This is a genomic window from Streptomyces sp. Y1, from assembly GCF_041053115.1.
Lineage (GTDB): Bacteria > Actinomycetota > Actinomycetes > Streptomycetales > Streptomycetaceae > Kitasatospora > Kitasatospora rubellomurina.
This window is the reverse complement of sequence record NZ_CP163445.1, coordinates 7,530,805-7,556,232: the sequence shown is the minus strand read 5'-3', so window position 1 is coordinate 7,556,232 and position 25,428 is coordinate 7,530,805. Positions and strand designations below refer to the sequence as shown.

Genomic DNA, 25,428 nt, shown 5'->3' with positions numbered 1-25,428 from the left:
GCACCGCGACCGACGGTCAACTTCCCTATCCGTAGGACCGGTTCAGGGCAGCTCGACGGCGTACAGGCACGGGTGCCGCAACTGCGCGTCAGGCGTCGCGAGGACGGTGGCGACCTCACCCGAGATCTCCACCCGGAACTCGCCGTCCGTGCTCTCCCACACCAAGGTGCCGCCCGGGCCGAGCGCGTCGGTGGCGTGGACCACGACGACCGTCGGCGGGCCATGACCGGCCACCTTCCCCGGCAGGGTCACCGCATAGCGGCGTTCGAGGCTGCTCATCTCCTGGCCTCCTGCTTCATCACCCCGCCCGGTACCACCGATTCTCCTCCCCGCCCCGGCAGTTGTACACGTACTGTATGAGCGCCGCGCTGACCTGCGACTTTTCGACGATCATGGCGCTGACCTGGGAAGACTCATGTCACGAGTTCTCACTGGTCAGCGCCATTTCCCGCCCACATGTGCCCTGGATGTGCCCTCGTTTCGCAGCACTTCGCGGTGCTGGACGTTGAGGTTTGAGCTTGCCCGGCCCGGTCAGCCGAGGGCGACCGGGCCGTCGCCGACGTAGAAGCACCTCCGGCCAGCTCGACGACTTGTGGGGCGACTTGTCACGGTCGTGCCACATCAAAGGCGGAACCGGCCTGTTTGGTCGGATGGTCGTGGCATTCTCCGATCCCGTAGGGAGGGGGCGAGGATGCGACAGCGGGTGCTGAAGCTTGGACGTGACATCCGGGAGAACGGTCGGCGCGCGGCGCTGAGAAGGAGCATGAAGGCCACGGCGGCTCTCAGGGAGTCCTTGGAACTGGCTGGCGTCGCTGGAGGGGTTCCGAGGGAGGTCCGGCTGGCGCTATGGATGCACTATCGGCGTTCGATCCAGTATGGCCGTTTTTGTCTGGCTGTACTGATATGGACCGGATTCTCCTGGGGTCTTCTCTACCTGTTGCGCCCCTTGGATTCCCGGCCCGTGGCCGTCCTGATTATCATGGCGCCGCTTATCATCGTCGCTGCGATGACCGTGCTCGCATCTCTGTTCGTTCCCTTCTTCATGCTGATCGAGATGAACCGATACACGCGGTATCGGCCAGTGGCGATCCTTGCAGACCTGGTTGGGTCGTTGTCGGAAGTCTTGCCGGCGGGGCGGAGTGATCGGACGAATCTTCTGATGGCGGCATCGCGCGAGCTGAAGTCGGCCGAGTTGATGATCGGACGCATGAGGTTCTGGCGTGGGACGGTCCCGATGATTTCCTCGCGGCAGCCGGAGCTGAAGCGACACAGCCGCCTCGTGATCACCCGACTGCGAAAGGCTGCTGCCGGGCTGGACAAAGATGCCGATGCGGCATTGAAGGAGCTCATTTCCCTCTTGATTCAGATCGCAGACAATTACGCAGTTGGTCATGTGGGCGCGCTGCTGGAATTTACCGAAGAGGAGGAGGAAAGTCTTGAGCCGTCCTGGAGCGTGGTCGACTCGGCGGTGATGGCAGTCAGGGGCGGCATGCGCAGAGTGGTGACAATCCTGGCTGCTGGAGCCGTCGCCTGGTGCGGCACGAAGATTGCGGGCCACTACGGCTACCACGTCGAGCCATCACTCACCGCGATCATTGTCATCGTGTTCAGCGTGGTGCCAGCCGCCGCTCCGTCAATCGTTGGGGCCTTGACCGCGCAGGGTAAATGACGGCAGCTGGGCTTTTCCGACCGGGTACCGCGCCCTTCGTAGGCTACGGCTCCTTGGCCAGCTCGGGTTCGCGATCGACAGGCTCTACGCTCGACCAAGGCGCGTCTTCTTGGTCCTTTTGGCCAATCCGGTCGCGTTCCCGGCGGCTTAACCTGTCTCGAAGGCTGTCTCGGACGTCAAGTACTGCGTGTGCCAGTTCGCCGAGCTTGTTTACGATGATGGCTGCGCCGGCAATAACGCCGATCACTGTGCCAACCCATCCGGCGACGTTCAACTGCCAACCTCCTCGGCGATCAGCGGGACTGTGCACTTGCTCGTCGGGTGCTCGCGCAGACGGACAGCGCGCTGGCTCTGAATCCCTTCACTCTTCGCCGTGCGGGGCGCTTGAGTCGGCCGGATAGTCAGGGGCATGGCGTACGCGCATGTCGAGATGTCAGGCATTCGCTCACCTGACCAGAGCAGGGGTGGCCCTGAACTCGGCGACCCAGGCTCGGGCAGTGTTCTCTTTGGTGCTGATCAGGATGTCGGCGTAATTGGACCCGCCGGAGCCCGAGGGTTCCAGCATGTGCCATGCACTCTCGGACACGGCCAGTACCAGGACGGCGGTGCTGGCGCTGAGCATGCCCCGCAGTTCTGGGCCGTCGAGCAAACGGAACGCATGGCTCACCTGTCGGCCGACGTAGCCGTGGTCGTCTCGGAAGGCGTCGCCATGGTGCAATGCGGCGCGGAGCCGAATCTGGGCGCCCGGACCCGCGGCGCCGTTGTACTCATGGATGGCGGCGACCAGTGCCGGGACCACTGTTCGGGCCAGGGTGTGGATGCCTGCGGAGTCGTCGATCACAGCCATGATGCCGTCGCCGCGGTCAAGCAGGTCGTAACTCTCCGCGCCCTGGCCGCCGGCAGCCAGGGCGCGACCGAGCGCCTCGTACAGGCCCTGCCGCATCGTGAGGCAGGCGAGGTCCGTCCGGTTCGTCTGATTGAAGCCAGCGATGTCCAAGCCGAAGAAGATCTTGCGTACATGCTCGATCAAGCGGCCACGCCCCCGAGAGTGGTATTCCTCAGCGTTCCGACTGAGTCAGAATACCACTCTGACTGTCAGTCAGTGGCCTTGGTGCGCAACGCCTCCAGGTCGTGGATGACGATCTGTCGTCGCTCAGTGGTCACGACGCCCTCGTCCCGCAGAAGCCGCAGAGTCCTCACGATCGCCTCGCGGGATGCGCCTGCCCACCCGGCCAGGTCTTGCTGGGAAAGGGGAAGCCGCACAACGCCAGCCGCTTCGTCGACTACTCCGATCTGCGATGCAAGAGCCACCAGCCGCGCGGCGACCCGTTGGGCAACGGTGTGGGTGGCCAGCTCCACTCGACCACGATCGGCCTCGCGGAGTCGCTCGGTCACGATCCCGAGCACGGCGGCAGCGGCCTCAGGCTGCTTCCCCACCAGGGCTCGGAAATCTTCGGCAGAGATGGCGAGGGCCGTCACGTCGGTCAACGCGATCACCGAGGCCGACCTCGGTGTGCCATTGAGGGCGGCCTGTTCGCCGATGATCTCTGGCTTCTCGCGCAGCCCGAGAACGATCTCGGTGCCATCTGCATTGCGGGTCACCACCTTGGCGGTTCCCTCGCGCAGCATCAGCACTTGGTTCGAGAGATCGCCCTCCTGGATGATCGTCTGGCCTGCACGGAACTGGACCGTGGAGCCCACGCCCTCCTTGGAAACCAGGCCCTCCAGGACTTCGGCCTTCGAGTGGGCGCTCGCATCAGTCATGGGTACTTCCTTCTGGGCTCGGGCGGGCTCGCCCACAACGTAGAACACTTTCGATGGCGCCGGAACGACGAGGATTCAGCTTGAGGACGTGGCTCCAGCGCGTGTGCCGAGGCATGGGGACAACCCGTTTGGCCAGGTGAGAGCAGCCATACCCGGGGATACCGATGCCTTCAGCTGATGGGGGCGAGGTCCTTGCTCCCGAATGTGGACCGCGCAGCGTTCATCGCCGCCCGGACGCGGGCAGCTCCCTCGGCAGCGATTTGTGCGCCGCTGGCGGGTTCGGCTGGGCGTCGACCAAGGCCTGCACAGGCCCGGCAAATGCCCGGCTGGGGCACCGGGTCGTGGCACTTGGCGCACTCGGCGTACCGGGCCGCTGCGGGCCGCACAGCGGCCTGGGCAGGGGGCATCTTGCGCTCCAGGCGGTAGCGGAGTACCGCCACGGCCGAGTGCACCGGCGCGGGTAGGCCCAGCAACAGGGCGTGGGCGAGGTCGGCCTGGGTCGCGCCGTGCTCCAGCCACTGCGCGACGAGGGGTGCGAGCTCCTCGGCTTCGGCTTGGCCGAGCCGCAGGCGCGGCTCGGGGTGGATCACCCGGAACAGCGTGGCGACCGCCTCGCTGACCTGCTCGTCCGGCACTGCCACGGGCTGCTCGTCGGCCTCATCCTCGGGGTCTTCCTCCCGCCCTCCCGTCCTCGTCGGCTGCTCGTCGGCGAGGACCGGCTCGCCGGGCTGCTCGGCGGGGAGGGAGGTTCCTTTGAACCGGTCCTTTGGAAGGGCGTCAGCACCACCGGTGGTCGCTTCACCGGAGACCGGACGGGTGACACCCGGAATCCCCGTGAGCTGCGGGGTGTCGTAGACGTGGGTCTCGGTGATGATCGTGCCGTCCGGGAGGCGGATCTTCTCGACCCGGTAGAGTCCGGCGTCGGTCAGCTCCTTCAGGGCTTTGCGGATTGCGCTGCGCCCCTGGGGGCTGGTGTCGGCCATGTGCCGGCCGTCCTCGCGCCAGCCGTCAGGGCGGGAGAGGAGGTCCGCGAGCAGGCCGCGGGCGGTGTAGGACAGCCGCCGGTACTGCAGCATGCAGTTGGGCAGCACGGTGAAGTTACGTACGTGTTCGGTACGATGTACTCGCATCGGGAGTTCGCGCTCCTGGTGCCAGACCCCGGGATGTTCGCGCATCGCCGGGGTCGCCTATTTTCGGTTGGATCACGGAACGTACCACAATGCCAAGACAGATGAGCTTTGTTGGCGCGAGCGGCCTTGATCACACTCACTGGCTGCATCGGAGGAAGCTCCGTGCAGCCGGAGTGAGGTCGTCGATCTACGCGCGGGTCGCTCCGTGCTCCAGGTAGACGGTCGCGGACTGCGTCCTGGCGACGTAGGCGGCGTGGACGCGGCGGGCGAGGCGCGGGATGAGGAGTGCGTCGAGCTGGTCGGTCGTGTGGAAGGCGTACTCGCCGATCTCCACCTGGTCGACAGTGATGCTGTCGAGCTCGTCGGCGGGGAGGACGCCGCCGTCGAAGACGAAGAGGAGCTTGTCGCCCTCGGTGGGGTGGGGTGCCCAGTCGGCGACGAGCAGGCGGCCGATCGGCGGGGTGATGCCGAGTTCCTCCTTGACCTCCCGGGCCGCGCCCTCGCTCGGGGTCTCGCCGGCGTGGAGGTAGCCGCCGGGGATCTCCCAGCCGGGCTTGTAGGTCGGCTTCACGAGGAGGACGCGGTCGTCCTCGTCGAAGAAGAGCACGCCGGCGGCGGTGCGGGGCTGGGCCACGACCTCGTGGGACTGGGAGTCGCTCATGGCGACGACTGTAGCCGCCCAGCCGCGTCACGCGACGATCTGGAGCCGCTGGGCGACGCCTGCCAGCAAGTAGCTGGGTTTGCCGCGCTGTTGGCGGACCCAGTTGGTCACCAGGTGTCGGGGGATGAAGTGGTAGCGGACTTGCTCGGGGGCCAGCTCCTCGGCGTCCAGTACGAGGGCGAGGGCCTCGTCCATGCGGTTCTGTGCACTGTAGGCGCGGGCGATTTCGAGTGAGTGCCGCACTCGGCGTTCGAGCGGCAGGGTCGAGGAGTCCACGCGCGGCCCTTGGTCGAGGGCGATCTGGACGTCGCCGAGCTCCATGGCGGTCGAGATCCGGTGGATGGCCACGTTGGTCGGCCCGAAGGCCGTCCACATGTGGTTGGCGTCGTGGCCGAGGCGTTGGGCCGCCCGGTCCGCCTCGGCGAGGAAGTCGCGCACCGTGCTCCGGTCCTCGATCCTTGCGGCGGCCATCGATCCGACGAGGAACAGGGTGCCGTAGATCGACAGGTAGGTCGGGGATCCGTCCTCCAAGCCGGCCTCCAGGAAGGAGGCCGAGTTCATGACCAAGTCCCTGGCGGCGGTGAGGCGTCCGTTGCTGAGCAGGCAGTGGGAGACCGAGCGGAACAGCGAGCCGGTGACGACGATGTTGCCCGACTCCTGGGCCGCCGTGAGGCCGCGGTCGGCCGACATCCAGGCGAGGTCGGCTTCGCCTATCTTCGTCAGGACCATCGCGGCGCCTTGGTAGGCCATCGCGAGCAGCGCCTTGGCCTGCTGCTGTTGATCGCCCTCGTGCATGCGCACCGCGCGCTGGGCCTGGGAGAGGATGTCCGGGATGAGTCTGGTCGCGCGGGAGTACCTGGCGTCCTGGTAGGCGGACCAGGCGGAGCCCACCTCGGCGCGCAGGATGTCGAGGTCGGGCGGCTGTTCGGCGTCGTCGGCTGCCAGGAACGGCGACAGCTGCTTGTAGTCCATGAGCGCTTCGCGCAGCTTCGAGACGGCTCCGCCCTGGGCATCGCCGGGCCAGTCGAGGAGTGACGGCTCCGCCAGCAGGTCGCCGAGCCGAATGTCGAGGGCATCGGCCAGCGCCCTGATGACCGAAAGCCGATCGAGCTCGATACGGCCGTTCTCGACCTTGCTCAGCCAGTCGGCTGTCCGCCCGACGAGGCCGGCCAGAACCTCCTGGGGCATGCCCCGTCGACGGCGGTACCAGGCGACGCGCTCGCCGATGCTCAGCGTCTCAGTCATTCCAGGCATGCTCCCAGCCTGATGGCGTCCCCGCCGCCTACCCCGGAAGGATTTTCCGGGTTCCCATCCATTCATCCTCCTAGCGTTCTGACTTGCCCTCAAGCGGCTCTGCTTGATGGGTGATTGAGCGACGGGAAGGGTTGATCGTGGTGGCGCGTCAGGACCTTCGAGCAAAGGAAGCCATCGAGGCGGCCGGCTGCCTGTCGGTGCAGATGAGCTTCCTGCGCGCTCATGCCTCCGTGCCCTTGGCCCGGGCGCTGATCAGGAGGGTCGTCGGGGCATGGGAGTTCGACAAGCCACTCGTCCAGGACATCGAGCTGGTCGCGTCCGAGCTCTGCACCAACGCTGTTCTTCACGGCGCGGCGTCGCGCCTTGGCTGCTTCGACGTCCGCCTGGCACCTCAGCCGCGCGGTCTGCGAATCGAGGTCGCGGACGCGGGGCCTGGGCCCGTCGACCGGCCCGCCCCGTCCGCCCTGGCCGAGAACGGCCGGGGGCTCCTCCTCGTGAGCCGGATGTGCGAGAGCTGGGGCCTCGACGCGACGAGCGACGGCACCGTGGTCTGGGCCGAGCTCAGGACCGATACGGCATGACCGACTACCAGCCGCACGAAGACATCTACCGCGCTGCTCACCGGGATCCCGTCGAAGCCGTACTCACCTGGCTCTGCGCGCTCGGCCACCTCATCGTCCTCGCCCTGCTCGGAGCGGCAGCCGACCACCAGCTCAGCTCCGATCACTTCGGCCCCGTCCCGGCGGCCGACCACGAGCCCGACCGCGACCTTGAGCAGCACCCCGCGGTCGAACCCGAGGCATGACAACGGAGTCACGCCTCGTCGCCACACGCACCACCGAGCGAGAAGGGAACACCGCCATGTCGTCCAGCGCGCGCCTGCAGGCGCCCCAGCCTCCGCCTCCTCCGCCCCCGCCCCCGCCGGCACCGCCGATCCCGCAGCCGCCGTACCCCGGCCGCTGAGCGAAGGAACCGTGTGGGCCTGCCGGACGGACACCGGCAGGCCCACACGGGCTCATCCTCCCCGACCAGTGGAGGGGAGCGAGGCAGATCCAGCAGAGAACGACGACCAGGGCAGCGAAGCCCGGTCCAGCCAGTGACGGAGAGTGGCTCATGAAAACAGCGCTCGGCAGCAAACCCGCAGCGGTCCTCACCCTCTCGGCGGTCAGGGGCATGGCGGAGCGCTACGGCGTGCCCGTGGAGGACGCCCTGCTCATCGCGATCAACTTGTTCGGGATCTCCTCCGCCCACGGCCGTCATCGCGCCCGGATCTCGGTTCGTCTCACGACCCGGCCGGACGTCGCCTGGATGGTGATCATTCCGCTCAACGCCAAGGCTTCGCCGTTCCACCTGACTGGCGATGAGCTCTCGTTGGGCGGCGTCGTAGTCGGCTCCATCGACCGCGTCGCCGCCGACGAGGCGGTCGGCGGGTACTTCAGGGACGACGGGCGGGCCGCGACGCTCAACCCCAACGCCCGCAGCCGTTGTGTGGGGTGCTCGTTCTGCCCGAACACCCTGGAAGCCGCAGCCGATCCCCGTCTCTCGGAGGAGCGGGAGCTGGCCGAACTGCTGGCCGCGATGGTCGAGCAGCACCCCCGCCACAACCTGGCCGAACTCCGTGAGGTCACCGTGTCGACCGGCTGCTTCGAGCGGGAGCGGGCGGCCGTCGACCATCTGATAGGCCTGCGTGACGTGCTCGCCGCCCACGGCATCGGCGCTCGGATCGGGTTCCTTACCTCGGTCATCCACACGAGGGAGGCGTTCGCGGAACTGGCGGAGCGCGTCGCCCCGTTCGTGCTGCGGCTTACTGCCGAATGCTTCAGTCGGAGGGACCTGCTCCTCAAGGCGAGCAAGGCGACACTCACCACCGAGGAGATGCCCAAGGTCCTGCGGCGGGCGATGCGCGCTGGCCACGCGACCTCGTTCACCTACATCGTCGGCCTGGACCGGCTCGCCGACCTCCGAAGCGGTGTGGCCGAGCTGGTGCCGTTCGTCACCGAGTTCCCCAACTTTCAGGTGTACCAGGCGCACAACGCCATCATGGCAGGCCTCCGGGCAGAAGGCTCCGACTCTCTGGAGTACTACCTCCTGGCCCGCCGGGCCATCGAGCACATCGTCGGGCCGACCGGCCTCCGCCCGGAGGCATGGGAGTGCTACCGGCCGCTGTGGTATTTCACGTTCGGCGATGAGCAGTTGGTGCCGCCATGCTGAGCCGGGCCGACGCGCTGTGGAGGGCCGCCACCTACGTCGCGGTGGCGCTGCTACACCTCGACGACAACCAACTGCTGACCGAGCCGCTCCAGGCCGGCCACGTCAAGCCTCGCCCCGCTGGTCACTGGGGCACCGTCCCCGGGACTGCGTGGGCGCTCGCCCACACGGTTCTCGCCGCTGGCGAGGTGGCGCCCGGCCGCGAGCTGGTCCCGGTGATCGGCGCTGGCCACGCAGGGGTAGTCCAGCTCGCCTACGCCTGGCTCACCGGCGAGCTGGCAGCCGTGCGCCCTCAGTTCTCCCGTGACGCAACCGGGCTCAGGTGGTTGGCCCGGAACTTCCCTGACGTCGACGGCCTCGGTGCGGAAACCCATCCGCTGCTGCCGGCGGGAGCGGCACCCGGCGGGTGCCTTGGTGGCGCGCTCGCGTTCAGCCACGGCATGGCGCTCGACGTGCCCGGACGGGTCGTGGTGCCCATCGTCGGCGACGGCGAATGCGAGACCCCCACAACGGCGGCGGCGTGGCTTGCGGCCCGGGCTCTGCAGGGGAGCGCGGTCCTACCGGTCGTCCACGTCAACGGCTTCCGCATGGGTGACCGATCGCTGCTGGGGGCAATGACCGACGCCGAGCTCGTTGCGTACGCGGCCGGCTTCGGGTGGCGAGGCCGGGTGGTGCACGTGGCGGCGGCCAGCGCCGATGAGCACCGGGCGTTCCGGGATGCCTTGGCAGTGTCCGTCGATGAGGTCGCTGACGGCTCACGGACGGCTGTGTTTCTCCGCTGCGTGAAGGGCTGGAGCGGACCGGAGGCGGTCGACGGGCGGCAGGTGCTCGGGACGGCTGCAGCCCACAAGACGTCACTTGACGGGGCCCGCCGGAATGAAGCCCAGCGCGGCCAGCTGGAAAGGTGGTTGGCGTCGTACCAGCCCGCGGAGCTCTTCGACCACCACGGCCAGCCGATCGGCGCTCTGGCCGAGGCCCTGGAGTCTGCCGCGCGGTGCTCTGCGGTCGGCCCCGGACACCCGACCCGTGAGGGGCCGAAGCCGGTCGTTCTCGGCAGTGCCGCCCGCTTCGGGGAGGCGGTAGGCGCTGTTCTCCGCAGGCATGCTGCTGCCGGGGATTTCTGGGTCTTCAGCCCGGACGAGCTATCCTCGAACCGCCTCGGCGCGCTGCGGGACGAGCCCTGGGTGTCCGAGGTGCTGGCCGAGGAGGTGCTCCTCGGCTGGCTGTCCGGCTGGATCAGCAGCGGTCGACGCGGAGTCCTGGTGTCCTACGAGGCGTTCGCCCCGCTTCTGACCGCTGGGATCGTCGGTCACCTCAAGCATCGCCGAATCGCCAAGCACAAGGCGTTCCCGAGCCTCAACCTGCTGCTGACCTCGTACGGGTGGCACAACGTCTTCACCCACGGCGATCCGTCGCTCGCCAGCGCCCTGCTCGCGACGGAGGACCCTGCGGTGACCGTGCTGGTTCCGGCCGACACGCAGCGGACGGCCGCCGTGCTCGACGCGGCGCTGAACTCGACGGGTCGCGTCAACGTCCTGGTCGCGGGTAAGCACACCGAACTGCGGCTCCCGCTTGAGACCGTCGAGGAGGAACTGGCACGCGGGCTCGCGATCTGGCCGCACCTGAGCGACGAGGAGGATCCCGACCTCACCGTCGTCGTGGCGGGAGACCTGCCGGCCGAAGCCGTCACGGCGGCAGTGCCGGTCCTCCGCGACCGGCTGGGCTGCCGAATTCGCGTCGTGGGCGTTCTCGACCTCACCGTTCTCGGCGATCCCACGCGTTGGCCCAAGGGCCTGACTGACGCCGAGGTTGATCGCTACTTGGGTGAGCGCTCCGCTGTCCTGGTCGTCACGCTCGGGCACCCGGCAGCTGTGTGGGGACTGCTGGCGGGGCGCCTGCGGCGGCCGGTTGAGGTGATCGGCTGGCGCGAGCCTCCGGGACCGATGTCGCAGGACGCCCTCGCGCGCGAGCTCGGCCTGGACTCCGCCGGACTGCTCCGGGCGGCTGGTCGGCTGACAGCCAGGCTGGAGGCCGCGCAATGACGGAGTCGCTCATCGACAAGGTGGAGACCGTGCCGGTAGGCGTGGCGGAGGCCGGGGACGACCGCGTTTTCGTCGCGGTCCACGGCGCCGGGCAGACCGGCTGGTACGGGCCCGTCAGCACGACGGTCGGCCGGGCAGTGGAGGCGATCGGCCCCGTAGTCGTAGGAGCCTCGTTGCTCGATCACGACGGCCTCCGACCGCGCATACGGGCAGCCGTACCGGAGGTCTCGGACTGGGCAGTCGGAGCGATCGACTGCGCGGTGTGGGACCTCCACGGCCGCCTGGTCCGCAAACCGGTGGCCGACCTGCTGGCGCCAGGAAGGAGGACGCAGGCCGTACCGGTGTACGTCTCCTGGCTCCGCCTGGATCTCAGTGGCTCCACCAACCGCGGTGCGCTGGCCCGGGTTCTCGAAGAGGGCTGGGCCTTCACCAAGTGGGGACTGCGCCGCCGCCCGGGCAGGAGTGTCGCCGCCGAGGCCAGGAATTTGGTCGCGGCGCTGGCCGATGCTGCGGCGGTCATCAGCGAGCCTTTCGCCGTCGACGCGGTGGGCACCTGGAGTCCGCGGCTCGCTGCTGCTGTCGCCGGCCGCCTTGATCAGCCGATGCTGGCCTGGCTGGAGGACCCGCTGCCGGAGCACTACTTGCGCGTCTACAGCCAGCTGGCCGCTGCCGGCGTACCGGTCGCGGTGGGCGAGCGCCTGCGACCCGACGAGGACCTGGACACCCTCCTGGACTTCGCTCGGCCCACCGCGCTGACCATCGACGTCGTCGGGTGCGGCGGCCTCACCCGTGCGGTCGAGATCACCACGAGCGTTCGCCAGGCCGGTGTCCCCGTCTATCCACATGGTCGCTCAATGGTGCCCGGCATCCACCTCGCCGCCGCCTTCCCCGACGACGTCCCGGCCGTCGAGTACCGCCGCCAGTGGGAGCCGCGTCGCCAGCTTCTCTACGCCGAGCCCTGGATGCCCAAGAACGGCCTGCTTCCCGCTCCCGACGCCCCCGGACTCGGTACCCAACCCCGGAGACTGCGATGACCCGAACCATCGGCACCTTCCCCGTCCAAGGAACAACTCGTCGCGACGAACACGGCCTGCTCCTCGTCCTGGACCGACGACTCGACGGGCACGACACCTTCCTCTCCGGCATCCTTGACCTCGGCCAAGGGGCGGCGGCCGTACGGATCTTCACCCTTGATGACGTCACCGTGCTCCGACCGCTGGAAACGATCGAGGCGCCCAGCCCGGTCTGGGCCGGAATCCTCCACCTCCCGCACGGACTTCGCCCGCGCGTGGTCCCCGCTGACCTGGCGGATGCCGCCCAGGCCGGCAGCCGCGACCTGGACGCGCTCGATGCGGCCGAACTGCGGTACGCGCTGACGTTCCTCGGTGAGGCCACCACCGCCCAGATCCGTATGGCGCGGATCGCCGCCATCGTCTCTGCCCTGCCCCCGGCCGGGGGTGACGCTGCATGAGTGGGTCAATCAGTCGACTGGTCAGCCTGGACATCGGGGGAACCCTCGGAAACGCGCAGGGCCCCGGCCTGGCGGCCAGGCTCGCCGCCATCTCACCGCTCGGCCCGAAGCAGGCCCGGCGCGTGATGCGGGACGTCCTGCACACCGCCCCGGAGATCACCGACGCCGTGATCAAGCAGGTCTGCGCCGAACTGGACATCAAGCAGTCGGACTTCCCAACGGATCTGCCCGTCTCCCCGCTCGTCCTCTTCCCCGGAGTCGTCGAGGCCCTTCAGCAACTCAGCGACAGTGCCACCGTGGTCACGCTCTCGAACGTGACCTGCACCGAGGCCGATCCTGACCGGCTCCTTGCACTCCTCTCTCCGTGGGTCAGCGCCCACTTCCCGTCCTGCCGCACCGGGTTCGCCAAGCCCGACTGCCGCGCATTCTGGACCGTCGCCGACGCCCACCAGGTGCCGGCCGCGACCATGGTCCATGTCGGCGACGACTGGGAATGCGACATCCGCGGCGCCACAACCGCCGGATTCGCCGCCGTCTGGCTCTCCCACGGCCGTACGGTCCCCGACGAGCACGTCCTCGTTGAACACGACGTGCTCGTCGCCCACAATCTCGCCGACGCAGTCCAGCACGTTCGCCAGCTACTCGATCTGAGGAACCCATGAGCCTGTTCACCGGCACCGCCAGCTACTACCGCCAATACCGCCCGGGGATCCCCGAGGAGGTCGCGACCGTCCTCGACCAGGCCGTCGCCCCCGGCAAGCCCCGCCGACTCCTGGACATCGGAACCGGCACCGGCCTGGTAGCCGAAGCCCTCCTCAGCCGGTTCGACGACATCATCGCCATCGACAACGACGCCGACATGCTCAAGGCCGCCGAGGAGGCACTCCGACCCCAACTCCCTGACGGGGCCAGCCTGTCGCTCATCGAGTCGACGGCCGAGGACTTCAAGCCCCCGACCGGTTGGCAGGCCGACCTCGTGACGATCTGCCGGGCCTTCCACTGGCTCGACCAAGCCACCGTGCTCGCCCTCCTCGACGACCAGGTGGCCCCCGGCGGCGCCGTCGCCATCTTCGGCGACAACAGCTTCTGGGCCGCCGACAGCCCCTGGAAGCAGTCCGTGCGAGGGGTCGTCCAGAGCTTCCTCGGCGAGGAACGGCGTGCCGGCAACAGCACCTTCAAGCACCACAACAGGCCGTACAGCGAGATCATGGAGGAGTCGCCGTTCAACCGGGTCGAGGAGATCCGGGTGCCCGTCCACCGGACGTGGAGCACCAACAGCATCCTCGGTTACCTCTACTCCACGAGCTTCGCTGCACCGCACCTCTTCGGAGGCCGCCTCGACGAGTTCGAGGCGGCCGTGGAGACCGCCCTCGCCGAACACAGCACCGAGGACGTCTTCCCGGAGGACAACGAGTTCCTCATCCGCATCGGCCGGCGGGGCACCGAGTGATACGAGCAGACGGCCCAGCCGCCCGCCAGTACGGGCGGCTGGCCGCACCCGCGGTCTTGACCGACCTCACCACCGAATCCGTGCTCTGCCTGCCCATCGGCTCCCACGAGCAGCACGGGCCCCACCTGCCGCTCAACACGGACACCGTGATCGCGGAGCGGTTCACCGGCATGCTGGTCCAGCGGTACGGCGAACAGCACGACCTGTGGACGTTGCCGACCATCCCGTACGGGCTTTCGCTCGAACACGCCTGGTCGCCGGGAACCGTGTCGCTACGGATCGCGAGCTTCATGTCCCTGCTCGACGCCGTGGTCACGGAGCATCTGCGGGCGACCCCTGCGCGACGGCTCCTGATCATCAACGGCCACGGCGGCAACCGAGGAATCCTGGAGCCTGCCCTCCACGAGCTGAGGCGCGCGCACGCCTTCTCCCTCTGCGTCATCCACCCGGCCTCGCTGTCCGCTGTCCAGGTCGGCGGCGAGACCGTCCCGGAGATCCACGCTGGCATCCGCGAGACGGCCATGATGCTCGAACTCGCGCCCGAGGACGTCCATCTCGACAGCCTCCCAACGGACTTCACCGTCAACGGCGCCGAGGCGAAGCGGCTCGTCCTGGACCGCGGCACGACCTGGCCGTGGACCTCCGGAGACACCACCATCGCCACCTGCGGCGTCATCGGAGGCGACCCGTGCCGGGCAACCGCCGACGCCGGCCGAGCCATTCTCGACAGCGCCCTCGATGCGGCCGGCCACGTGCTCACCCACCTCACCAACCACAGCCCGTAACCGCCCCCGGCCTACCAGGAGATTCCGTGGCCCTCACCGCCGCAGAGAAGCACGCCTTCATGTGCGACGGCCTGCTCGTCAGGCGCGGCGCCGTCCCCGATGACCAGATCGTCCGAGCCCGTGAACTGGTCACCGACTGGTACCGCGAGTCGATGAACCCCGAGCTCGTCAACGCCTACACGCAGCGGACCTTCGCACCGGAGCTCGGAAGCCACCCCGACCTGCTCGCGCTCTTCTCGGCGTCCCCGGCCGCCGAGCTCGCCCAAGACCTGCTCGGCACCGTTCAACCCGTCTCCACCGTGCAACTCCAGATCCGCATCCCCGAGGGCCAACTCGAACAAGCCCAGCCGGAGAAGGCGATGCATGTGGATGGCGTCGCCTGCCCACACCTCGACCCCGATGAGCTTCGAACCTTTTCGCTGCTGGTCGGCGTCGTGCTGTCCGACATCACCGACCCGCAGGGCGGGGCCCTGCGGTACCAGCCGGGCGGGCACCTGGCCATGGCCGAGTGGTTCCGCACCCAGTGGTCGCTCGGCATCACCGAGCAGGTCCCGCCCGACATCGACGCCCACGCCGGTATTCCGCTCCTCGGCCAGCCCGGCGACCTGCTGCTGATGCACCACCTCGTCCCCCACGCCGTTGGCCGCAACCTCAGCACTGAGCCACGGGTCATGGCGTACTTCCGCGTGGAGCACCCCGACCACGCGCGGCGACGGCTGCAGGCCCTGCAAGACCCGTGGCTCGGCTACCCGGGGCTGTCACAGCCCGCGTGAACTCCAGCCAGGGCCGGGAGCGAGCCCGGCCTGTCCACTGACTCCGAGACAGAGGGATACCCGTGCGACCGATCCCAGCAGAACAACTCATCGCCGCCGCCCGTGCCCTGGAGGCTGGCGAACTCGTCATCGTGCCCACCGAGCGCTGGTACATGATCTGCGCCGACGCCACGAACCTGGCTGCCTGCAACAGCATCTTCGACGGCAAGCAGCGGCCACGCGCCAAGTCCCTCGTCCTCGTCACCCCCTCCCTGGAGGAGTGCGAGAAGCAGTTCGTCATCCACCCCGAGGCCAGGCAACTGGCTGACGCCTTCTGGCCCGGCGACCTCGCCATGCTCCTTCCCTGGCAGAGCGTGGACGTCGGGGCGCGGCACCCCGCAGTCGGTTCGCCAGCCCTCACCACCTACTCGTCGGGTCCACTCGGCGCCCTCGCGACGGCGGCCCGAACGCCAGTGGCGGCGACGACCGTCAACATCTCGGGCAACGCGGGAGTCGCCGCGCCCGGCCCTGCGATCACGACCCGGGAGGTCCAGCGCTTCCTGGACTCCACCGGCGTCAAGGCGACCGTCATCCTCGACGGAGGAGTCGCGCCGGCCGCCCACCACCTCACCATCGTCGACTGCTCGACACCGGCAGCCCGTCTCGTCCGCACCGGCCTTGTCCACCAGCGCGCGATCTCCGCTGTGCTCGGCCGCCAGGTGGAGTGAGAGCCGGTAGCCCGAAGCCCGGCTGACCTGTGCGTCAGCCGGGCTTCGTCTCTTCGCACAGAGCGAGCCGTCAATCCCACATGGCGCCTGCGAGGAGGCCGTCGAACGCGAGGGCCCGCATGGCGGCGTCGAAGTCGACCCACTCGTGCTCGGGGACGGTGAAGTGCTCGTCGAAGTAGGCGCTGGTGAGGTCGGGCTCATGCCATTCGCAGGTGCAGCGGCAGCGGACGAAGACCTGGGCACGCACGTTCAGGAGGAGCCAGTCGCGGGTGGCGTCGCACTTCGGGCAGGTGATGGTGATGCCATGCGGGTCGAGCGTGCCCGGGTGAGGGACGGCGCGGATCACGGGACGGTCGGAGGTCCAGTCGGTGTCGGTGGGATCGGGCACGGGCGCCTCCAGGAGTTCTGGCCGGTGGGAACCGAAACAAGACGACTCTGTGTGGAAGTGTTCCCAACCAGCCAGAACTACATCGAATCGACATCAACTGCCCTGACTTCCCTACCCGCCAACGAGGTTGGCCGCGGTGGTGTCGACCTGGGAGATCGCGAGCCGGACGAGGCGAAGGGTTGCGTCGAGCTCGGCGGGGCGGTGGAAGCCGTTGGTGTGGAGGGCGAAGGAGATCTGGTTCAGGTTGTTGCCGACCCGGGCCAGTTGGGCGCGGGAGCTGGCCAGTTCGTCGACTGCGCGGTCGAGTCGGTCTTGAGGATCGCCCGCACTGAGACCGCGGGCGTCGTTCAGACTGCTGGTCGCGCAGAAACGCGAGACGGTCTGGTTGCGGCTGGCGGCGGCGCGGCGGATCTCTTCGTACTCGGCGGCGTTTTATCGGACGGTCACACGATGCGGGCGCTGCTGCGGGTCGCGGTGGCGGCGGCGTGGTTGGCGTGCGGGAGTGCTTGAAGCGAGGTTCTCGGGGCTGCTGCTGTTCTCCTCAACCTCACCCGGTACCCCCTGGTGCCGGGTGGCCGGTGACGAGTCGAGCGCCCCCGCTCGACTTGCCGCCGGCTCCCCCTCGCCGATGGGCGAGGGGGTTGCGTGGGGCTGCCCGTGGGGCGGTCCCACGCGATAGCTTGCTGCGCCAGGGGCGGCCGATTTGGACGCGCGACGCTGATCAGCGCTGAGAGTAGGCGAGTTGAGGAGCGCACATCGACTTCAAGCGCGGCACGGTCCAGGTGAAGCAACAAGTGGTCGGCCCCGATCGGGGTGAGCCCTACCTCGCGCCACCCAAGACCCACGAGAGCTACCGGACGGTGCCGGTGGCCAAGCCCGCGATGGACGCGCTGGCGGCGCACTTGGAGAAGTACCCGGCTCGGCGGGTCGATATCGAGGACCGTACCGACCCACGCCCCGCCAAGTGGAAGCGGCGGAAGGCCCTGCTCGTCTTCACCAACGAGCGCGGTGAGGCGATCCGTCGCGCGGCCTGGGCGACGGTCTGGGAGAACCTCGTGCGAGTCGCCGACAAGGCCCTGCGGAAGCACCACGAGGGCGCGCTCAAGAGCTGGGAGCGCCGAGGCCGGCCGGATGGCGCGGAGCCGACGCTTCGCCAGGTGCCGGACGACGCGACGATGCACGACCTCCGGCACTTCTACGCCTCGGTGCTGATCAAGCACCGGGAGAGCGTCAAGACGGTGCAGAAGCGCCTCGGCCACGCCAAGCCGTCGATCACGCTCAACACCTACACGCACCTGTGGCCGGACGAGGAGGACACAACGAGGGCGGCGATCGAAGCTGTCTTCAGCACTGTGCCCTCGATGCGCTGACGGAGGCGAAGAGCTTGGTCGAGGCTGGCCAATCATTGCTGCGCTGGCGAGGCGACCGTTCGGGGTGGTCGCACCCGCTCAGTAGTCGCTGTCTGAAGGGTCAGCAATTTCGTGGACGTCCGGGACGGCCCCCATCGCATCCGCGCCGACGTAGTAGCGAATGGCGCTGGGATACCTTGCGTTCTGCTCCCGGTACATCAGGACTTGGCCCATAAGCGCGCTGATCTGCCACTCGTCTCCGGCAGCGGCGGCGAGCAGACGGAAGGCTTGGTCGGCAGAGAGAGGGCCCTCTGGAATAGTGAGCTTGATCCCATCGAGCGTGGCCCCCCGGCGCTCGGAGCGGAAGGCGTAGGGAAGTTCACCCTTCAGGAGATCGACGAACTCCTGAGCGGTCAGGTCGAAGGACGAGCCGTGGGCGCGCAGGGTCCACGACAGGTCGATTGGGTGGAGCACATCGAAGTGGTGGCTGTTGAGTCGGGTGGAGTCTCTCATTCGCCCGGCGTCCCGGAGGCCGAAACCATTCTGGTTCCAGGGCGGGGTGAGCCCCAAGGCGCGCAATCGCCGTATGGCGAGAAGGTCCGCTGCGACGTAGCTGAGGTCGTCGTCTAGCCGTAGGTAGCTGAACGAGAAGTCGCTGGGGTCGATGTGGCAGCGTCCTTCGATCTTCCGCCAGTGTCGTCCGAGAGGATCAGCGATCGAACGGTCGCTCTTTCCCACATAGACGATCTTCTGTACGTGGCCTTCTGACGCTTGGTGGAGTAGGTAAACGCCGGGCAGATCTGCTTCCAGCTTTTCGATGCTCTCAAGCGTGAGGTCATAGCTTGGCTGTGCGTCGAGGATCTTGAGGAAGAGGTCTTCGCGCTCCCGGGGGACCAGCCTGAACCCGGTGCCGCCGGTATACGCGACATTGCGGCTGAAAGGGTAGGACTCAACCGTGTCGGTCCCACGCTGGTTGGGTTCAGGGAGTCCACGAGTAACGAGCGCGTGTTTGAGTTTGGGGTAGATGTCGCTCAGGGCGAGCATCATGGGGGCGCCAGGGATGCCGTCTCGGACGATCTCGTGCAGCGCGCCTGTAAAGGACGTGCAGGCGGTCTTTTGCTCCTCCGGCGGTGGCACGTGGGCGGTCTGGTCAGCTGCCGTGAGGGTATAGGCACCGTGGATTTCGGTGGCAGTGGCGAGGTCGCTCAGATCGGCGCTTGCCAGACCGTGGATGACCCGACCCGAGTAGCAACAGTCGAGGATCATCAACGTCACCTTGGCCGGCGAGTCGAGTACGGCGCTGCGGACTTTGTTGTATTCCAGGCCGGTTAGGTCGGGGTAACGGAGCTGTGTGTCACCAGTGGCCAGGCAGAGCGCGCCAGTCCTGGAGATGACTCCGTGGCCGACGAAGTAGATCAGCAGGGTACCTGTGGTCTCCTCTGCCAGGCGGTGGAGCCGCAACGCCAGGTCGGCGGCTCCAGCGGGGTCCTCCAGCACGATCACCCGGTCCTCAGGCCAGCCGCACAGGTCGGGGTCGGTGAGGAGCCGACGCATCGCGTGCAGACTGTTGAGCGCCGCAGGCACGTCAAGGAGCAACGGGTCCTGATACCGCGAGACGCCAATGAGGATAGCGGTGTCTTCAGGCGCCATTCGCGTCATCACCCAGGAACCGCCGGATCAGAGCCTCGGCCTCGGCGGCGTCGCCGGTCTCGAGTTCCAAGGTCCGGTCGGCTCGGGTGATGGTGATTCGTACCTTTGTCGGCGTGCGGCGGCTCTGCAGCCAGGTGGCGAGGGATCCCGCGAGGACGGTGGCGATGCCGCCGGAACTGAGGGAGACGGTGAGGAGTTCGAGAGCAGCGCCGAGATCGTTCTCGGTCGGGATAGCGTGAGTGGCGTGGACGCGGCCCTGGAGGCCGCGTTCGTGCTGGAGCCAGCTGTTCAGGGCCAGACGGTCGTCGAGTGCGTTGGCTGAGTCGAGCGTGATCGTGACGTCTGTCGTCTCGGCATCCCCGCTGGCGTGCATCGTGCGTCCCCACCTCTAGTGTGCTTCTCGCATCCTGGATGCCCAGGCCGTCTGAGGAATCACCTTACGGGGCCGCGCCTCCGGTTGTGCGGGGATCGAGTCGGCGGGGGCTGGGAGGCGGCTGGCGATTACGGCCTTGAGTGGGGCGGCGCTGCGTTGGGTGTTGTCGATGTTCGGGGGAAGCCAGTTCTCTTGCGGTGTACGGCCGTTGTGGCGATCAGGTCAGAGAGATGGAGCTCTGACGAAGGCGTGTGTCCGGCGCGCGGGCCTTCCGAGCGTCCTGTCACGCATCGGTGGTGGCTGCTTTGGTGACGTTTCCGGTTGAGAGCGACAGGAAGGAGCAGCCCGCGATCCGGTCCGCGAGGTCCTCGTACTTGATGGGTTCGCCACACAGTCGGCGCACGGAAGCAAGGCCCAGGCTGGCCTGTCCGGTGGCCTCCACGAGGGCACGGGAAGCGACGTAGAAGCCCCACTGGCCGATGTCCAGCGGGTCGTAGTCGGCGTGGGTAAGCGCGGTATGGAGAGCGAAGACGTAGACATCCGCGTTGTAAGACTGCTCTGCTGCGTCACCGTCCTCAGGACTCCAGATGCGTCCGCGCAGCCGTGAGAAGCGAATCTCCGACAGCCGGCGAGGCTTGGAGGTAGGCGCTGGTCTTGACCTCGATCTTGAGCCCGTCCGGCGCCAGGACGTCGAAGCTTTCCCATTCCATGTTGCGTGCCACAGCGCCGACTGCGCGGTGGACCAGGAATTCCGCGAGTAGGCCCCGGGTGGTGTTGGTCCGCAGGTCGGGCATCGCGTAGCGCCAGAAGTCCAGCACCGTCCCGGCATCGGTGCCTCGAAAAGACTCGTTGCCATCGAGCGGCGCCAGCTCGGCCGGGGTGTGCCAGTCATCGGGGGAGGCGGAGTCGGAGACCATTCCACCAGCCTGACACGGACACCAGATGGGGAGGGCGGCATCGAGGGCAGCGCTCAAAGTCTCGGCGTTGTGCCCTCGATGTGCCCTCCCGGGCCGAAGAACCAGCGTTTCCGCAGGTCGGCGAGGCCGACTAGCGGTAGTTCACGAACCGTCATCGACCCGGATTCGGTCACCAGCGGTCGCCCGGCGGTCACTCCGACCACCGCAGCACCGCGCCCAGGCCGCCCGGCGGGCCGTCCGCGGCCTCGGGCACCAGCAGCGCCTCGGCGCCGGTGGCCGCGGCGGCGCGCAGCAGCGCGTCGGCGGCGGGCGCCTGTTCGGGGTGGCCGACGCCCATGCCGCGGACCTCGGCCCGTTGGACGCCGATGTGCTCGGGCTGCGGCCCGGTCCAGACCGGGCGTTCCGGGTCGTGGCCGCCGGTCTGGACGAGCAGGGTGGCCAACTGGTGCTGCCGGGCGGCGGTGACCACGGCGGGGATGCCCAGGGCGGCCGCGCCGGGCGCGGTGTCGGTGCCGCTGCTGTCGGTGGCGTGTTCGCCGGGGCGGCCGAGGCCGGCGTGGAAGGCGTCCAGCGCCGCGTCCAGGTGCCGTTGCCGGTGGGCGGTCCAGGCTTCGCCGATCCGCCGGTCGAAGGCCGCCCGGTCGACGCCGTCCGCCCGGCCGCCGCCGTCGACCTCGACGGTGCGCGCCCGCAGGTGCAGCGGCAGCCGCTCGTGGACGGCCCGGCGCTCGCGGGTGTCGCCGGTGAGGACGAGCAGGTCGGCGCCGCTGTCGGGCCAGGTCGGCCGAGGTGGTCGGCGATGGCGGCGGCGGTGCGCTCCCAGGCGTCCTCGACGCGGTGCCGGTAGTGCCATTCGTGGCGGTCGGCGGGCGGGGCGCGGTGGCCGCGGCCCTGCCACGGCCGGCCTTCGACGCTGCCGAGCGGCGCGGCGCGTCCGAGGTCGTACCGTTCGAGGTCCGCGCCGGTGCGGTCGACGGCGGCGACCAGGCAGCGCGGCGCGGCGTCGTCGAGGAGGTCGAGCAGCGGGGCGGTGTGCGGCAGCGGGGCCCACGCGGCCGACGCGTCGGGCGGGCTCGCGACGAGCGGGACGTCGAGCGCGACCTCGCCGTCCGCGGCGAACAGCGCCCGGCCGGGCGGGGAGTCGGCGGCCGGTTCGGCGGCCAGCCGGTCGCGGACGGCGGCGCAGGTGCGTTCGTCCGTGCCGAGGGCGGCGAGCCGCTGGACGGCGGTGCGGTCGAGGAGCGCCCGGCGGCGGGCGGCGTCCTCGGTGGCGCGGGAGGTGTCGAGGTAGACGGAGGCCCAGGGGCCGGGGCGGTCGAGCAGGGGGGGGTGAGGAGAGCGAGCTGCATGGCGGCCTCCCGTGGTCGGTGCTCGTCCGCGCGCCTACCCCACCCCGGGCGCGGAACACCCCGGGCGGGCGTCAGGGCGCGGGCAGCCGCAGGTCGCACCAGACGACCTTGCCCGGGCCGCTCGGGTGCCAGCCCCAGCACAGGGCGAGGCGGTTCAGCAGGAACAGGCCGAGGCCGCCCTCCTGCTCCGCGCCCTGCGGCGGGCGCGGCAGCGGCGGGCGGGGGCTGGCGTCGCCGACCTCGATCCGCAGCAGGCCGGGGGCGCGGATGAGCAGCAGCCAGCGGGGCGCGCCGGTGTGGCGGACGGCGTTGCCGACGAGTTCGGAGACGAGCAGGACGGCGTCGGCGACCACCATCGAATCGGGCACGTCGGCGAGGAAGCCGAGGGTGCAGGAGCGCGCCTCGGCCACGCAGCCGGGCCGGGCGGTCAGCGGCAGTCGGCGGGCCCACGGCCATGCCGAGGAGCGCGGCGGTGCGTGCGGCCGCGCTCCGGTGGTCATCCGACCGCACCTCCTTCGGTCCCGTCCTCACCCGGCGGCTCGGGCCGGGTCCAGCCTCAGTGCCCGAACACGGGTCAGCCTCAGTGCCCGAACAGGTGCAGGCCCCGGCGCCACCTCGGCGCGCGGCGGACGGCGGCCTCCCGTCCGCCCTGCTCGGCGGCCCGCTCCTCCGCCGTCGGCCGCGCGTCGCCCGGCGGCAGCGGCACGTCGTCCCGCAGGGGTTCGCGGGATCGCGCCGATGTCCGGGGCACCTCGTCCGACAGCGGCGCGCGGCGCTCCACCGGCTCGGCCGCCCGGACCGGGACGCCGCGGCGGCGCACCGCCCGCCGGGAGGCGCCGATCATCGCCAGGCCCAGGCAGAACACCAGGGCGAGGGCCACGCCGGCGAGGAAGATGCCGAGGCTGTCGAGCCTCACCAGGTCGTTGCCGAGCACCGTCACCTGGTACTCGGGCCCGCCGGAGAGGTTGTCGGCGATCAGCAGCCCGATGAAGGCGCCGGACGATGCCAGCAGCAGGAGTCCTAGCAGCACCATGGGAAGTCCCCTTCCGTCCCGGTTCCGTCCCCCTCCACCTCGCGGGCGCCTACCCGGGCGGCCCCCGTCGTAACGCGCTGCGGCGGACCGGTGCCCGTTCGACCCGGACGGCGATCAGGCAGGCGTCGTCCTCGGTGTCGGCGGGGCTGAGGTCGAGCAGCCGGTCCAGGTAGCGTTCGAGGTCCGGTCCGGGCGGGCCGGCGGTCCGGATCAGCTGGTCGATGGACTCCTCGACGGGCCGGTCCCGCCGCTCCACCAGGCCGTCGGTGTAGAGCAGCAGGACGTCGCCGGTGGTCAGCCGCGCGGTGTGTTCCTCGTACTCGGTGTCGTCCAGCGCGCCGAGCAGGACGCCGTGCGGCAGCGGCAGCACGTGGGCGCCGTCGGCGCCGAGCCGGATCGGGGGCAGGTGGCCGGCCCGGGCCCAGCGCAGCTCGCCGGTGGCCGGATCGAACAGCGCGCACACGGCGGTGGCGGTGACCTGACCGGGTTCGCGCACGGCGACGGTGTTGACCCAGGCCAGCAGTCGGCCGGGCCCGGCGCCGGTGACGGCCAGGCCGCGCAGGGCGTGGCGCAGCGCGACCATGCCGGTGGCCGCGCCGACGCCGTGCCCGGCGACGTCGCCGACGGCGAGCAGGACGCGGTGGTCGGGCAGGACCAGGACGTCGTACCAGTCGCCGCCGACCCGGTCGCGCTGGGCGGCCGGGCGGTAGCGCACGGCGGCGCGCAGGCCGGTGGCGTCGAGCGGGGGCGGGGCGGCGGGCAGGATGGCCTGCTGGAGGCGCAGGGCCAGCTGGCCGCGTTCGGCGGACTCCTGCTCGCTGTCGGCGAGTCGTTCCCGGGTGGCGCCGAGGGCGACCTCCGTCCAGTGCTGCGCGGACACGTCGTGGTAGGCGCCGCGGATGGCGAGCAGTCCGCCCTCGTCGTCGAGGACGGGCTCGGCGATGACCCGGGTGTAGTGGTAGCTGCCGCCCGGCCGGGCGAGCCGGAAGACGGCGGAGGCGGCGCGGTGGCGGTGCCGGACGGTGTCGACGAGGCGGCGGACGGCGGGTTCGTCGTCGGGGTGGGCGTGCCGGGCGAGGTGGGAGAGCGGGACGGCCGGGGCGCCCGGGGGCAGGCCGAAGAGGTCCCGCAGGCCGTCGCTCCAGCGGATCCGGCCGTGTTCGGGGTGCTCCTCGAATCCGGCGACGCGGGCCAGCCGTTGGGCCAGCCGCAGCAGCGCCGCCTCGTCGTCGCCGGGCGCGGCGCGGTCCGTCTCCAGCCGCCATTCGACCAGCAGCAGGCCGCCGAGCGGGGCGATCGCCAGCCGGGCGGTGGCGGGCGTCGCCGACCGGCCGTGTTTCAGGACGAGTGGGACGGTCTCGTCGGGCAGCGGGGTGCCGGTGCGGTGGGCCCGGAGCAGCTGTTCGAAGAGGCCGCCGGCGGCGGCGACCGGGTAGGCGGCGAGGAGCGAGGTGCCTTCGAGCGCGTCGCGGGTGCGGCCCAGCGGGTCGCGGAAGCGGGTGTTGGCCCGGCGGATGGTGAAGTCGGCGACCGTGTCGCCGTGGAGGACGGGTTCCAGCAGCAGGGCGGGGGTGAGCAGCCCGTCGACGACGTCGGTGACGTCCTCGGGCGGCGAGGTGTTCCCGGTCGGGGCGAGCAGGGTGGCGCACAGGTCGGCGAGGGCGCGGAGCCGGCGGCGGTCGGGCGGGGCGAGGTCGGGTGCGGCGCCCGGCCACAGCAGTTCCAGCGCGCCGCGGCACCGGCCGCCGTCGAGCAGTGGCAGGACGGCGCGGGCGGTGCCGCTGTCGGGGCCGGATCCCGTGCCGGTGCCGATGCCGAGGCCGATCGAGGGCCCGGCGCCCGCCGGGTCGCCGGGCCACAGCTCGGCCGAGTCGCCGCCGACGACGCGCCGGGCGGGCGTCGCGACGCCGGGCGGGACGCGGCTCCAGGCGGCGGCCTCGGCGGCGGGCAGTCCGGCGTGCGCGGCGAGGGCGAGGGCGCCGCCCGGCAGGCGCCGCCAGACGGCGACGGCGTGTACGCCGAGCGCGGCCCCGACCTGTTCCAGGACGGCTTCGGCGGCCTGTTGGAGGTCGGGTTCGACGGCGGCGGCCGCCGGTTCGGCGGCCGCGGGAGTGACGGGCGGCGGGGGCGCGGCGGCGGCCGGGTCGGGTTCCTCGCCGGGCCGGTGGGCGAGGTCGGCGGCGAGGGTGGCGACCGGGACGCCGGCCTCGCGGGCGAGCCGGGCGAGCTGGGCGGCGGCTTCGACGGGGAGGACGCCGAGCCGTTCGGCGAGGATGCCGGTGGCCAGGTCGACGAGGCTGCGGGTGCGGGCCTCGGCGCGGGCCCGGGCGGCGGCGGCCTGGAGTCGGCGGACGGTGAGGGCGAGGGCCCGGGCGGTGGGGTCGGCCTTGTGCCCCCGTTCCTCCACCGGCCCGCTGCCGGGGCCGGGTCCCGGGCGGGGTTCGGGGTCTCGCCC

Annotated in this window: 30 protein-coding genes and 1 pseudogene; 14 read left to right on the top strand and 17 right to left on the bottom strand. The window is 70.1% G+C overall.

Annotation, left to right across the window (positions count from 1 at the left end; translation table 11 throughout):
• Positions 1-42: 42 nt before the first annotated feature.
• A complete protein-coding gene (locus tag AB2U05_RS32780; RefSeq protein ID WP_045700293.1) occupies positions 43-279 on the bottom strand; it encodes a DUF6296 family protein in 237 nt (78 codons plus the stop codon).
• Between the two features lie 424 nt (positions 280-703).
• On the opposite strand from AB2U05_RS32780, the gene AB2U05_RS32775 reads away from it, so the two are divergent.
• Positions 704-1,669 carry a hypothetical protein gene (locus AB2U05_RS32775; protein ID WP_369185166.1) on the top strand — a complete coding sequence of 322 codons (966 nt, stop codon included), beginning with the start codon at positions 704-706 and terminating at the stop codon, positions 1,667-1,669.
• A gap of 43 nt (positions 1,670-1,712) precedes the next feature.
• Here the strand turns inward: AB2U05_RS32775 and AB2U05_RS32770 are convergent, their stop codons facing one another.
• The 6 genes from AB2U05_RS32770 to AB2U05_RS32745 all read right to left on the bottom strand — a co-directional run bounded on the left by AB2U05_RS32770 (position 1,713) and on the right by AB2U05_RS32745 (position 6,469).
• Positions 1,713-1,943, bottom strand: a complete 231-nt coding sequence (locus tag AB2U05_RS32770) for a hypothetical protein (RefSeq protein WP_369185165.1) — start codon at positions 1,941-1,943, stop codon at positions 1,713-1,715.
• A gap of 171 nt (positions 1,944-2,114) precedes the next feature.
• On the bottom strand, positions 2,115-2,699 hold the full coding sequence (locus AB2U05_RS32765) for a hypothetical protein (protein ID WP_369185164.1): 585 nt from the start codon (positions 2,697-2,699) through the stop codon (positions 2,115-2,117).
• Positions 2,700-2,764: 65 nt separating this feature from the next.
• Complete coding sequence (locus AB2U05_RS32760; RefSeq protein WP_369185163.1) at positions 2,765-3,433, bottom strand: Crp/Fnr family transcriptional regulator; 669 nt, start codon at positions 3,431-3,433, stop codon at positions 2,765-2,767.
• 170 nt (positions 3,434-3,603) lie between these two features.
• Positions 3,604-4,608: a hypothetical protein gene (locus AB2U05_RS32755; RefSeq protein WP_369185162.1), complete on the bottom strand. Its 1,005-nt coding sequence runs from the start codon at positions 4,606-4,608 to the stop codon at positions 3,604-3,606.
• Positions 4,609-4,750: 142 nt separating this feature from the next.
• A complete protein-coding gene (locus AB2U05_RS32750) occupies positions 4,751-5,224 on the bottom strand; it encodes an NUDIX domain-containing protein (protein ID WP_369185161.1) in 474 nt (157 codons plus the stop codon).
• A gap of 27 nt (positions 5,225-5,251) precedes the next feature.
• Positions 5,252-6,469: a helix-turn-helix domain-containing protein gene (locus AB2U05_RS32745; protein WP_369185160.1), complete on the bottom strand. Its 1,218-nt coding sequence runs from the start codon at positions 6,467-6,469 to the stop codon at positions 5,252-5,254.
• Positions 6,470-6,588: 119 nt separating this feature from the next.
• Here AB2U05_RS32745 and AB2U05_RS32740 point away from each other — a divergent pair, with 119 nt between their 5' ends.
• From AB2U05_RS32740 to AB2U05_RS32690, 11 genes are all read left to right on the top strand, one after another.
• Complete coding sequence (locus tag AB2U05_RS32740) at positions 6,589-7,059, top strand: ATP-binding protein (RefSeq protein ID WP_369185159.1); 471 nt, start codon at positions 6,589-6,591, stop codon at positions 7,057-7,059.
• Positions 7,056-7,283, top strand: coding sequence for a hypothetical protein (locus tag AB2U05_RS32735; protein WP_369185158.1), 228 nt, complete (start codon positions 7,056-7,058; stop codon positions 7,281-7,283). The genes AB2U05_RS32740 and AB2U05_RS32735 overlap by 4 nt, the downstream gene beginning before the upstream one ends.
• Positions 7,284-7,591: 308 nt before the next feature.
• Positions 7,592-8,689, top strand: coding sequence for a hypothetical protein (locus tag AB2U05_RS32730; protein WP_369185157.1), 1,098 nt, complete (start codon positions 7,592-7,594; stop codon positions 8,687-8,689).
• The gene (locus AB2U05_RS32725) at positions 8,683-10,728 is read left to right on the top strand and encodes a hypothetical protein (protein WP_369185156.1); all 2,046 of its coding nucleotides are present in this window, start codon (positions 8,683-8,685) and stop codon (positions 10,726-10,728) included. Before AB2U05_RS32730 ends, AB2U05_RS32725 begins: the two co-directional genes overlap by 7 nt.
• Positions 10,725-11,762, top strand: a complete 1,038-nt coding sequence (locus tag AB2U05_RS32720) for an enolase C-terminal domain-like protein (RefSeq protein ID WP_369185155.1) — start codon at positions 10,725-10,727, stop codon at positions 11,760-11,762. The genes AB2U05_RS32725 and AB2U05_RS32720 overlap by 4 nt, the downstream gene beginning before the upstream one ends.
• Complete coding sequence (locus tag AB2U05_RS32715; RefSeq protein WP_369185154.1) at positions 11,759-12,199, top strand: hypothetical protein; 441 nt, start codon at positions 11,759-11,761, stop codon at positions 12,197-12,199. Before AB2U05_RS32720 ends, AB2U05_RS32715 begins: the two co-directional genes overlap by 4 nt.
• On the top strand, positions 12,196-12,861 hold the full coding sequence (locus AB2U05_RS32710; RefSeq protein ID WP_369185153.1) for an HAD family hydrolase: 666 nt from the start codon (positions 12,196-12,198) through the stop codon (positions 12,859-12,861). The genes AB2U05_RS32715 and AB2U05_RS32710 overlap by 4 nt, the downstream gene beginning before the upstream one ends.
• The gene (locus AB2U05_RS32705; protein ID WP_369185152.1) at positions 12,858-13,649 is read left to right on the top strand and encodes a trans-aconitate 2-methyltransferase; all 792 of its coding nucleotides are present in this window, start codon (positions 12,858-12,860) and stop codon (positions 13,647-13,649) included. Before AB2U05_RS32710 ends, AB2U05_RS32705 begins: the two co-directional genes overlap by 4 nt.
• A gap of 56 nt (positions 13,650-13,705) precedes the next feature.
• Positions 13,706-14,434, top strand: coding sequence for a creatininase family protein (locus AB2U05_RS32700; RefSeq protein WP_369185151.1), 729 nt, complete (start codon positions 13,706-13,708; stop codon positions 14,432-14,434).
• Positions 14,435-14,460: 26 nt separating this feature from the next.
• A complete protein-coding gene (locus AB2U05_RS32695) occupies positions 14,461-15,207 on the top strand; it encodes a phytanoyl-CoA dioxygenase family protein (RefSeq protein WP_369185150.1) in 747 nt (248 codons plus the stop codon).
• Between the two features lie 62 nt (positions 15,208-15,269).
• Positions 15,270-15,914 carry an L-threonylcarbamoyladenylate synthase gene (locus AB2U05_RS32690; RefSeq protein WP_369185149.1) on the top strand — a complete coding sequence of 215 codons (645 nt, stop codon included), beginning with the start codon at positions 15,270-15,272 and terminating at the stop codon, positions 15,912-15,914.
• Positions 15,915-15,984: 70 nt separating this feature from the next.
• On the opposite strand, the gene AB2U05_RS32685 is transcribed toward AB2U05_RS32690, so the two are convergent.
• Positions 15,985-16,302: a hypothetical protein gene (locus AB2U05_RS32685; protein ID WP_369185148.1), complete on the bottom strand. Its 318-nt coding sequence runs from the start codon at positions 16,300-16,302 to the stop codon at positions 15,985-15,987.
• Positions 16,303-16,326: 24 nt separating this feature from the next.
• On the opposite strand from AB2U05_RS32685, the gene AB2U05_RS32680 reads away from it, so the two are divergent.
• A complete protein-coding gene (locus AB2U05_RS32680; RefSeq protein WP_369185147.1) occupies positions 16,327-16,812 on the top strand; it encodes a hypothetical protein in 486 nt (161 codons plus the stop codon).
• A gap of 245 nt (positions 16,813-17,057) precedes the next feature.
• Positions 17,058-17,672 (top strand): tyrosine-type recombinase/integrase, encoded by a 615-nt coding sequence (locus AB2U05_RS32675; protein ID WP_369186032.1) that lies wholly within the window; start codon positions 17,058-17,060, stop codon positions 17,670-17,672.
• Positions 17,673-17,750: 78 nt separating this feature from the next.
• Here AB2U05_RS32675 and AB2U05_RS32670 read toward each other — a convergent pair whose 3' ends face one another.
• The 9 genes and pseudogenes from AB2U05_RS32670 to AB2U05_RS32630 form a co-directional block, all read right to left on the bottom strand.
• A complete protein-coding gene (locus AB2U05_RS32670) occupies positions 17,751-19,301 on the bottom strand; it encodes a caspase domain-containing protein (RefSeq protein WP_369185146.1) in 1,551 nt (516 codons plus the stop codon).
• Complete coding sequence (locus AB2U05_RS32665; protein WP_369185145.1) at positions 19,291-19,674, bottom strand: hypothetical protein; 384 nt, start codon at positions 19,672-19,674, stop codon at positions 19,291-19,293. Before AB2U05_RS32665 ends, AB2U05_RS32670 begins: the two co-directional genes overlap by 11 nt.
• 283 nt (positions 19,675-19,957) lie before the next feature.
• Positions 19,958-20,116 carry a hypothetical protein gene (locus AB2U05_RS32660; RefSeq protein ID WP_369185144.1) on the bottom strand — a complete coding sequence of 53 codons (159 nt, stop codon included), beginning with the start codon at positions 20,114-20,116 and terminating at the stop codon, positions 19,958-19,960.
• 133 nt (positions 20,117-20,249) lie between these two features.
• Positions 20,250-20,591: a hypothetical protein gene (locus AB2U05_RS32655; RefSeq protein WP_369185143.1), complete on the bottom strand. Its 342-nt coding sequence runs from the start codon at positions 20,589-20,591 to the stop codon at positions 20,250-20,252.
• Between the two features lie 190 nt (positions 20,592-20,781).
• On the bottom strand, positions 20,782-21,444 hold the full coding sequence (locus AB2U05_RS32650; RefSeq protein ID WP_369185142.1) for a hypothetical protein: 663 nt from the start codon (positions 21,442-21,444) through the stop codon (positions 20,782-20,784).
• A pseudogene (locus AB2U05_RS32645) lies at positions 21,432-21,578 on the bottom strand (hypothetical protein); the annotation flags it as partial. The gene AB2U05_RS32650 and the pseudogene AB2U05_RS32645, both read right to left, overlap by 13 nt.
• A gap of 433 nt (positions 21,579-22,011) precedes the next feature.
• Positions 22,012-22,440 (bottom strand): ATP-binding protein, encoded by a 429-nt coding sequence (locus tag AB2U05_RS32640; protein WP_369185141.1) that lies wholly within the window; start codon positions 22,438-22,440, stop codon positions 22,012-22,014.
• An 80-nt stretch (positions 22,441-22,520) separates the two neighbouring features.
• On the bottom strand, positions 22,521-22,973 hold the full coding sequence (locus AB2U05_RS32635) for a hypothetical protein (RefSeq protein WP_063773556.1): 453 nt from the start codon (positions 22,971-22,973) through the stop codon (positions 22,521-22,523).
• A gap of 49 nt (positions 22,974-23,022) precedes the next feature.
• The gene (locus tag AB2U05_RS32630) at positions 23,023-25,380 is read right to left on the bottom strand and encodes a PP2C family protein-serine/threonine phosphatase (RefSeq protein ID WP_369185140.1); all 2,358 of its coding nucleotides are present in this window, start codon (positions 25,378-25,380) and stop codon (positions 23,023-23,025) included.
• Positions 25,381-25,428: the final 48 nt, after the last annotated feature.

Coding starts and splice junctions, on each gene's coding strand:
- AB2U05_RS32640 (WP_369185141.1), bottom strand. CDS start 22,440: ATGACCACCGGAGCGCGGCCGCACGCACCGCCGCGCTCCTCGGCATGG.
- AB2U05_RS32720 (WP_369185155.1), top strand. CDS start 10,725: ATGACGGAGTCGCTCATCGACAAGGTGGAGACCGTGCCGGTAGGCGTG.
- AB2U05_RS32780 (WP_045700293.1), bottom strand. CDS start 279: ATGAGCAGCCTCGAACGCCGCTATGCGGTGACCCTGCCGGGGAAGGTG.
- AB2U05_RS32710 (WP_369185153.1), top strand. CDS start 12,196: ATGAGTGGGTCAATCAGTCGACTGGTCAGCCTGGACATCGGGGGAACC.
- AB2U05_RS32715 (WP_369185154.1), top strand. CDS start 11,759: ATGACCCGAACCATCGGCACCTTCCCCGTCCAAGGAACAACTCGTCGC.
- AB2U05_RS32670 (WP_369185146.1), bottom strand. CDS start 19,301: ATGGCGCCTGAAGACACCGCTATCCTCATTGGCGTCTCGCGGTATCAG.
- AB2U05_RS32705 (WP_369185152.1), top strand. CDS start 12,858: ATGAGCCTGTTCACCGGCACCGCCAGCTACTACCGCCAATACCGCCCG.
- AB2U05_RS32635 (WP_063773556.1), bottom strand. CDS start 22,973: ATGGTGCTGCTAGGACTCCTGCTGCTGGCATCGTCCGGCGCCTTCATC.
- AB2U05_RS32755 (WP_369185162.1), bottom strand. CDS start 4,608: ATGCGCGAACATCCCGGGGTCTGGCACCAGGAGCGCGAACTCCCGATG.
- AB2U05_RS32730 (WP_369185157.1), top strand. CDS start 7,592: ATGAAAACAGCGCTCGGCAGCAAACCCGCAGCGGTCCTCACCCTCTCG.
- AB2U05_RS32725 (WP_369185156.1), top strand. CDS start 8,683: ATGCTGAGCCGGGCCGACGCGCTGTGGAGGGCCGCCACCTACGTCGCG.
- AB2U05_RS32750 (WP_369185161.1), bottom strand. CDS start 5,224: ATGAGCGACTCCCAGTCCCACGAGGTCGTGGCCCAGCCCCGCACCGCC.
- AB2U05_RS32760 (WP_369185163.1), bottom strand. CDS start 3,433: ATGACTGATGCGAGCGCCCACTCGAAGGCCGAAGTCCTGGAGGGCCTG.
- AB2U05_RS32745 (WP_369185160.1), bottom strand. CDS start 6,469: ATGACTGAGACGCTGAGCATCGGCGAGCGCGTCGCCTGGTACCGCCGT.
- AB2U05_RS32665 (WP_369185145.1), bottom strand. CDS start 19,674: ATGCACGCCAGCGGGGATGCCGAGACGACAGACGTCACGATCACGCTC.
- AB2U05_RS32655 (WP_369185143.1), bottom strand. CDS start 20,591: ATGGTCTCCGACTCCGCCTCCCCCGATGACTGGCACACCCCGGCCGAG.
- AB2U05_RS32650 (WP_369185142.1), bottom strand. CDS start 21,444: ATGGCACTACCGGCACCGCGTCGAGGACGCCTGGGAGCGCACCGCCGC.
- AB2U05_RS32735 (WP_369185158.1), top strand. CDS start 7,056: ATGACCGACTACCAGCCGCACGAAGACATCTACCGCGCTGCTCACCGG.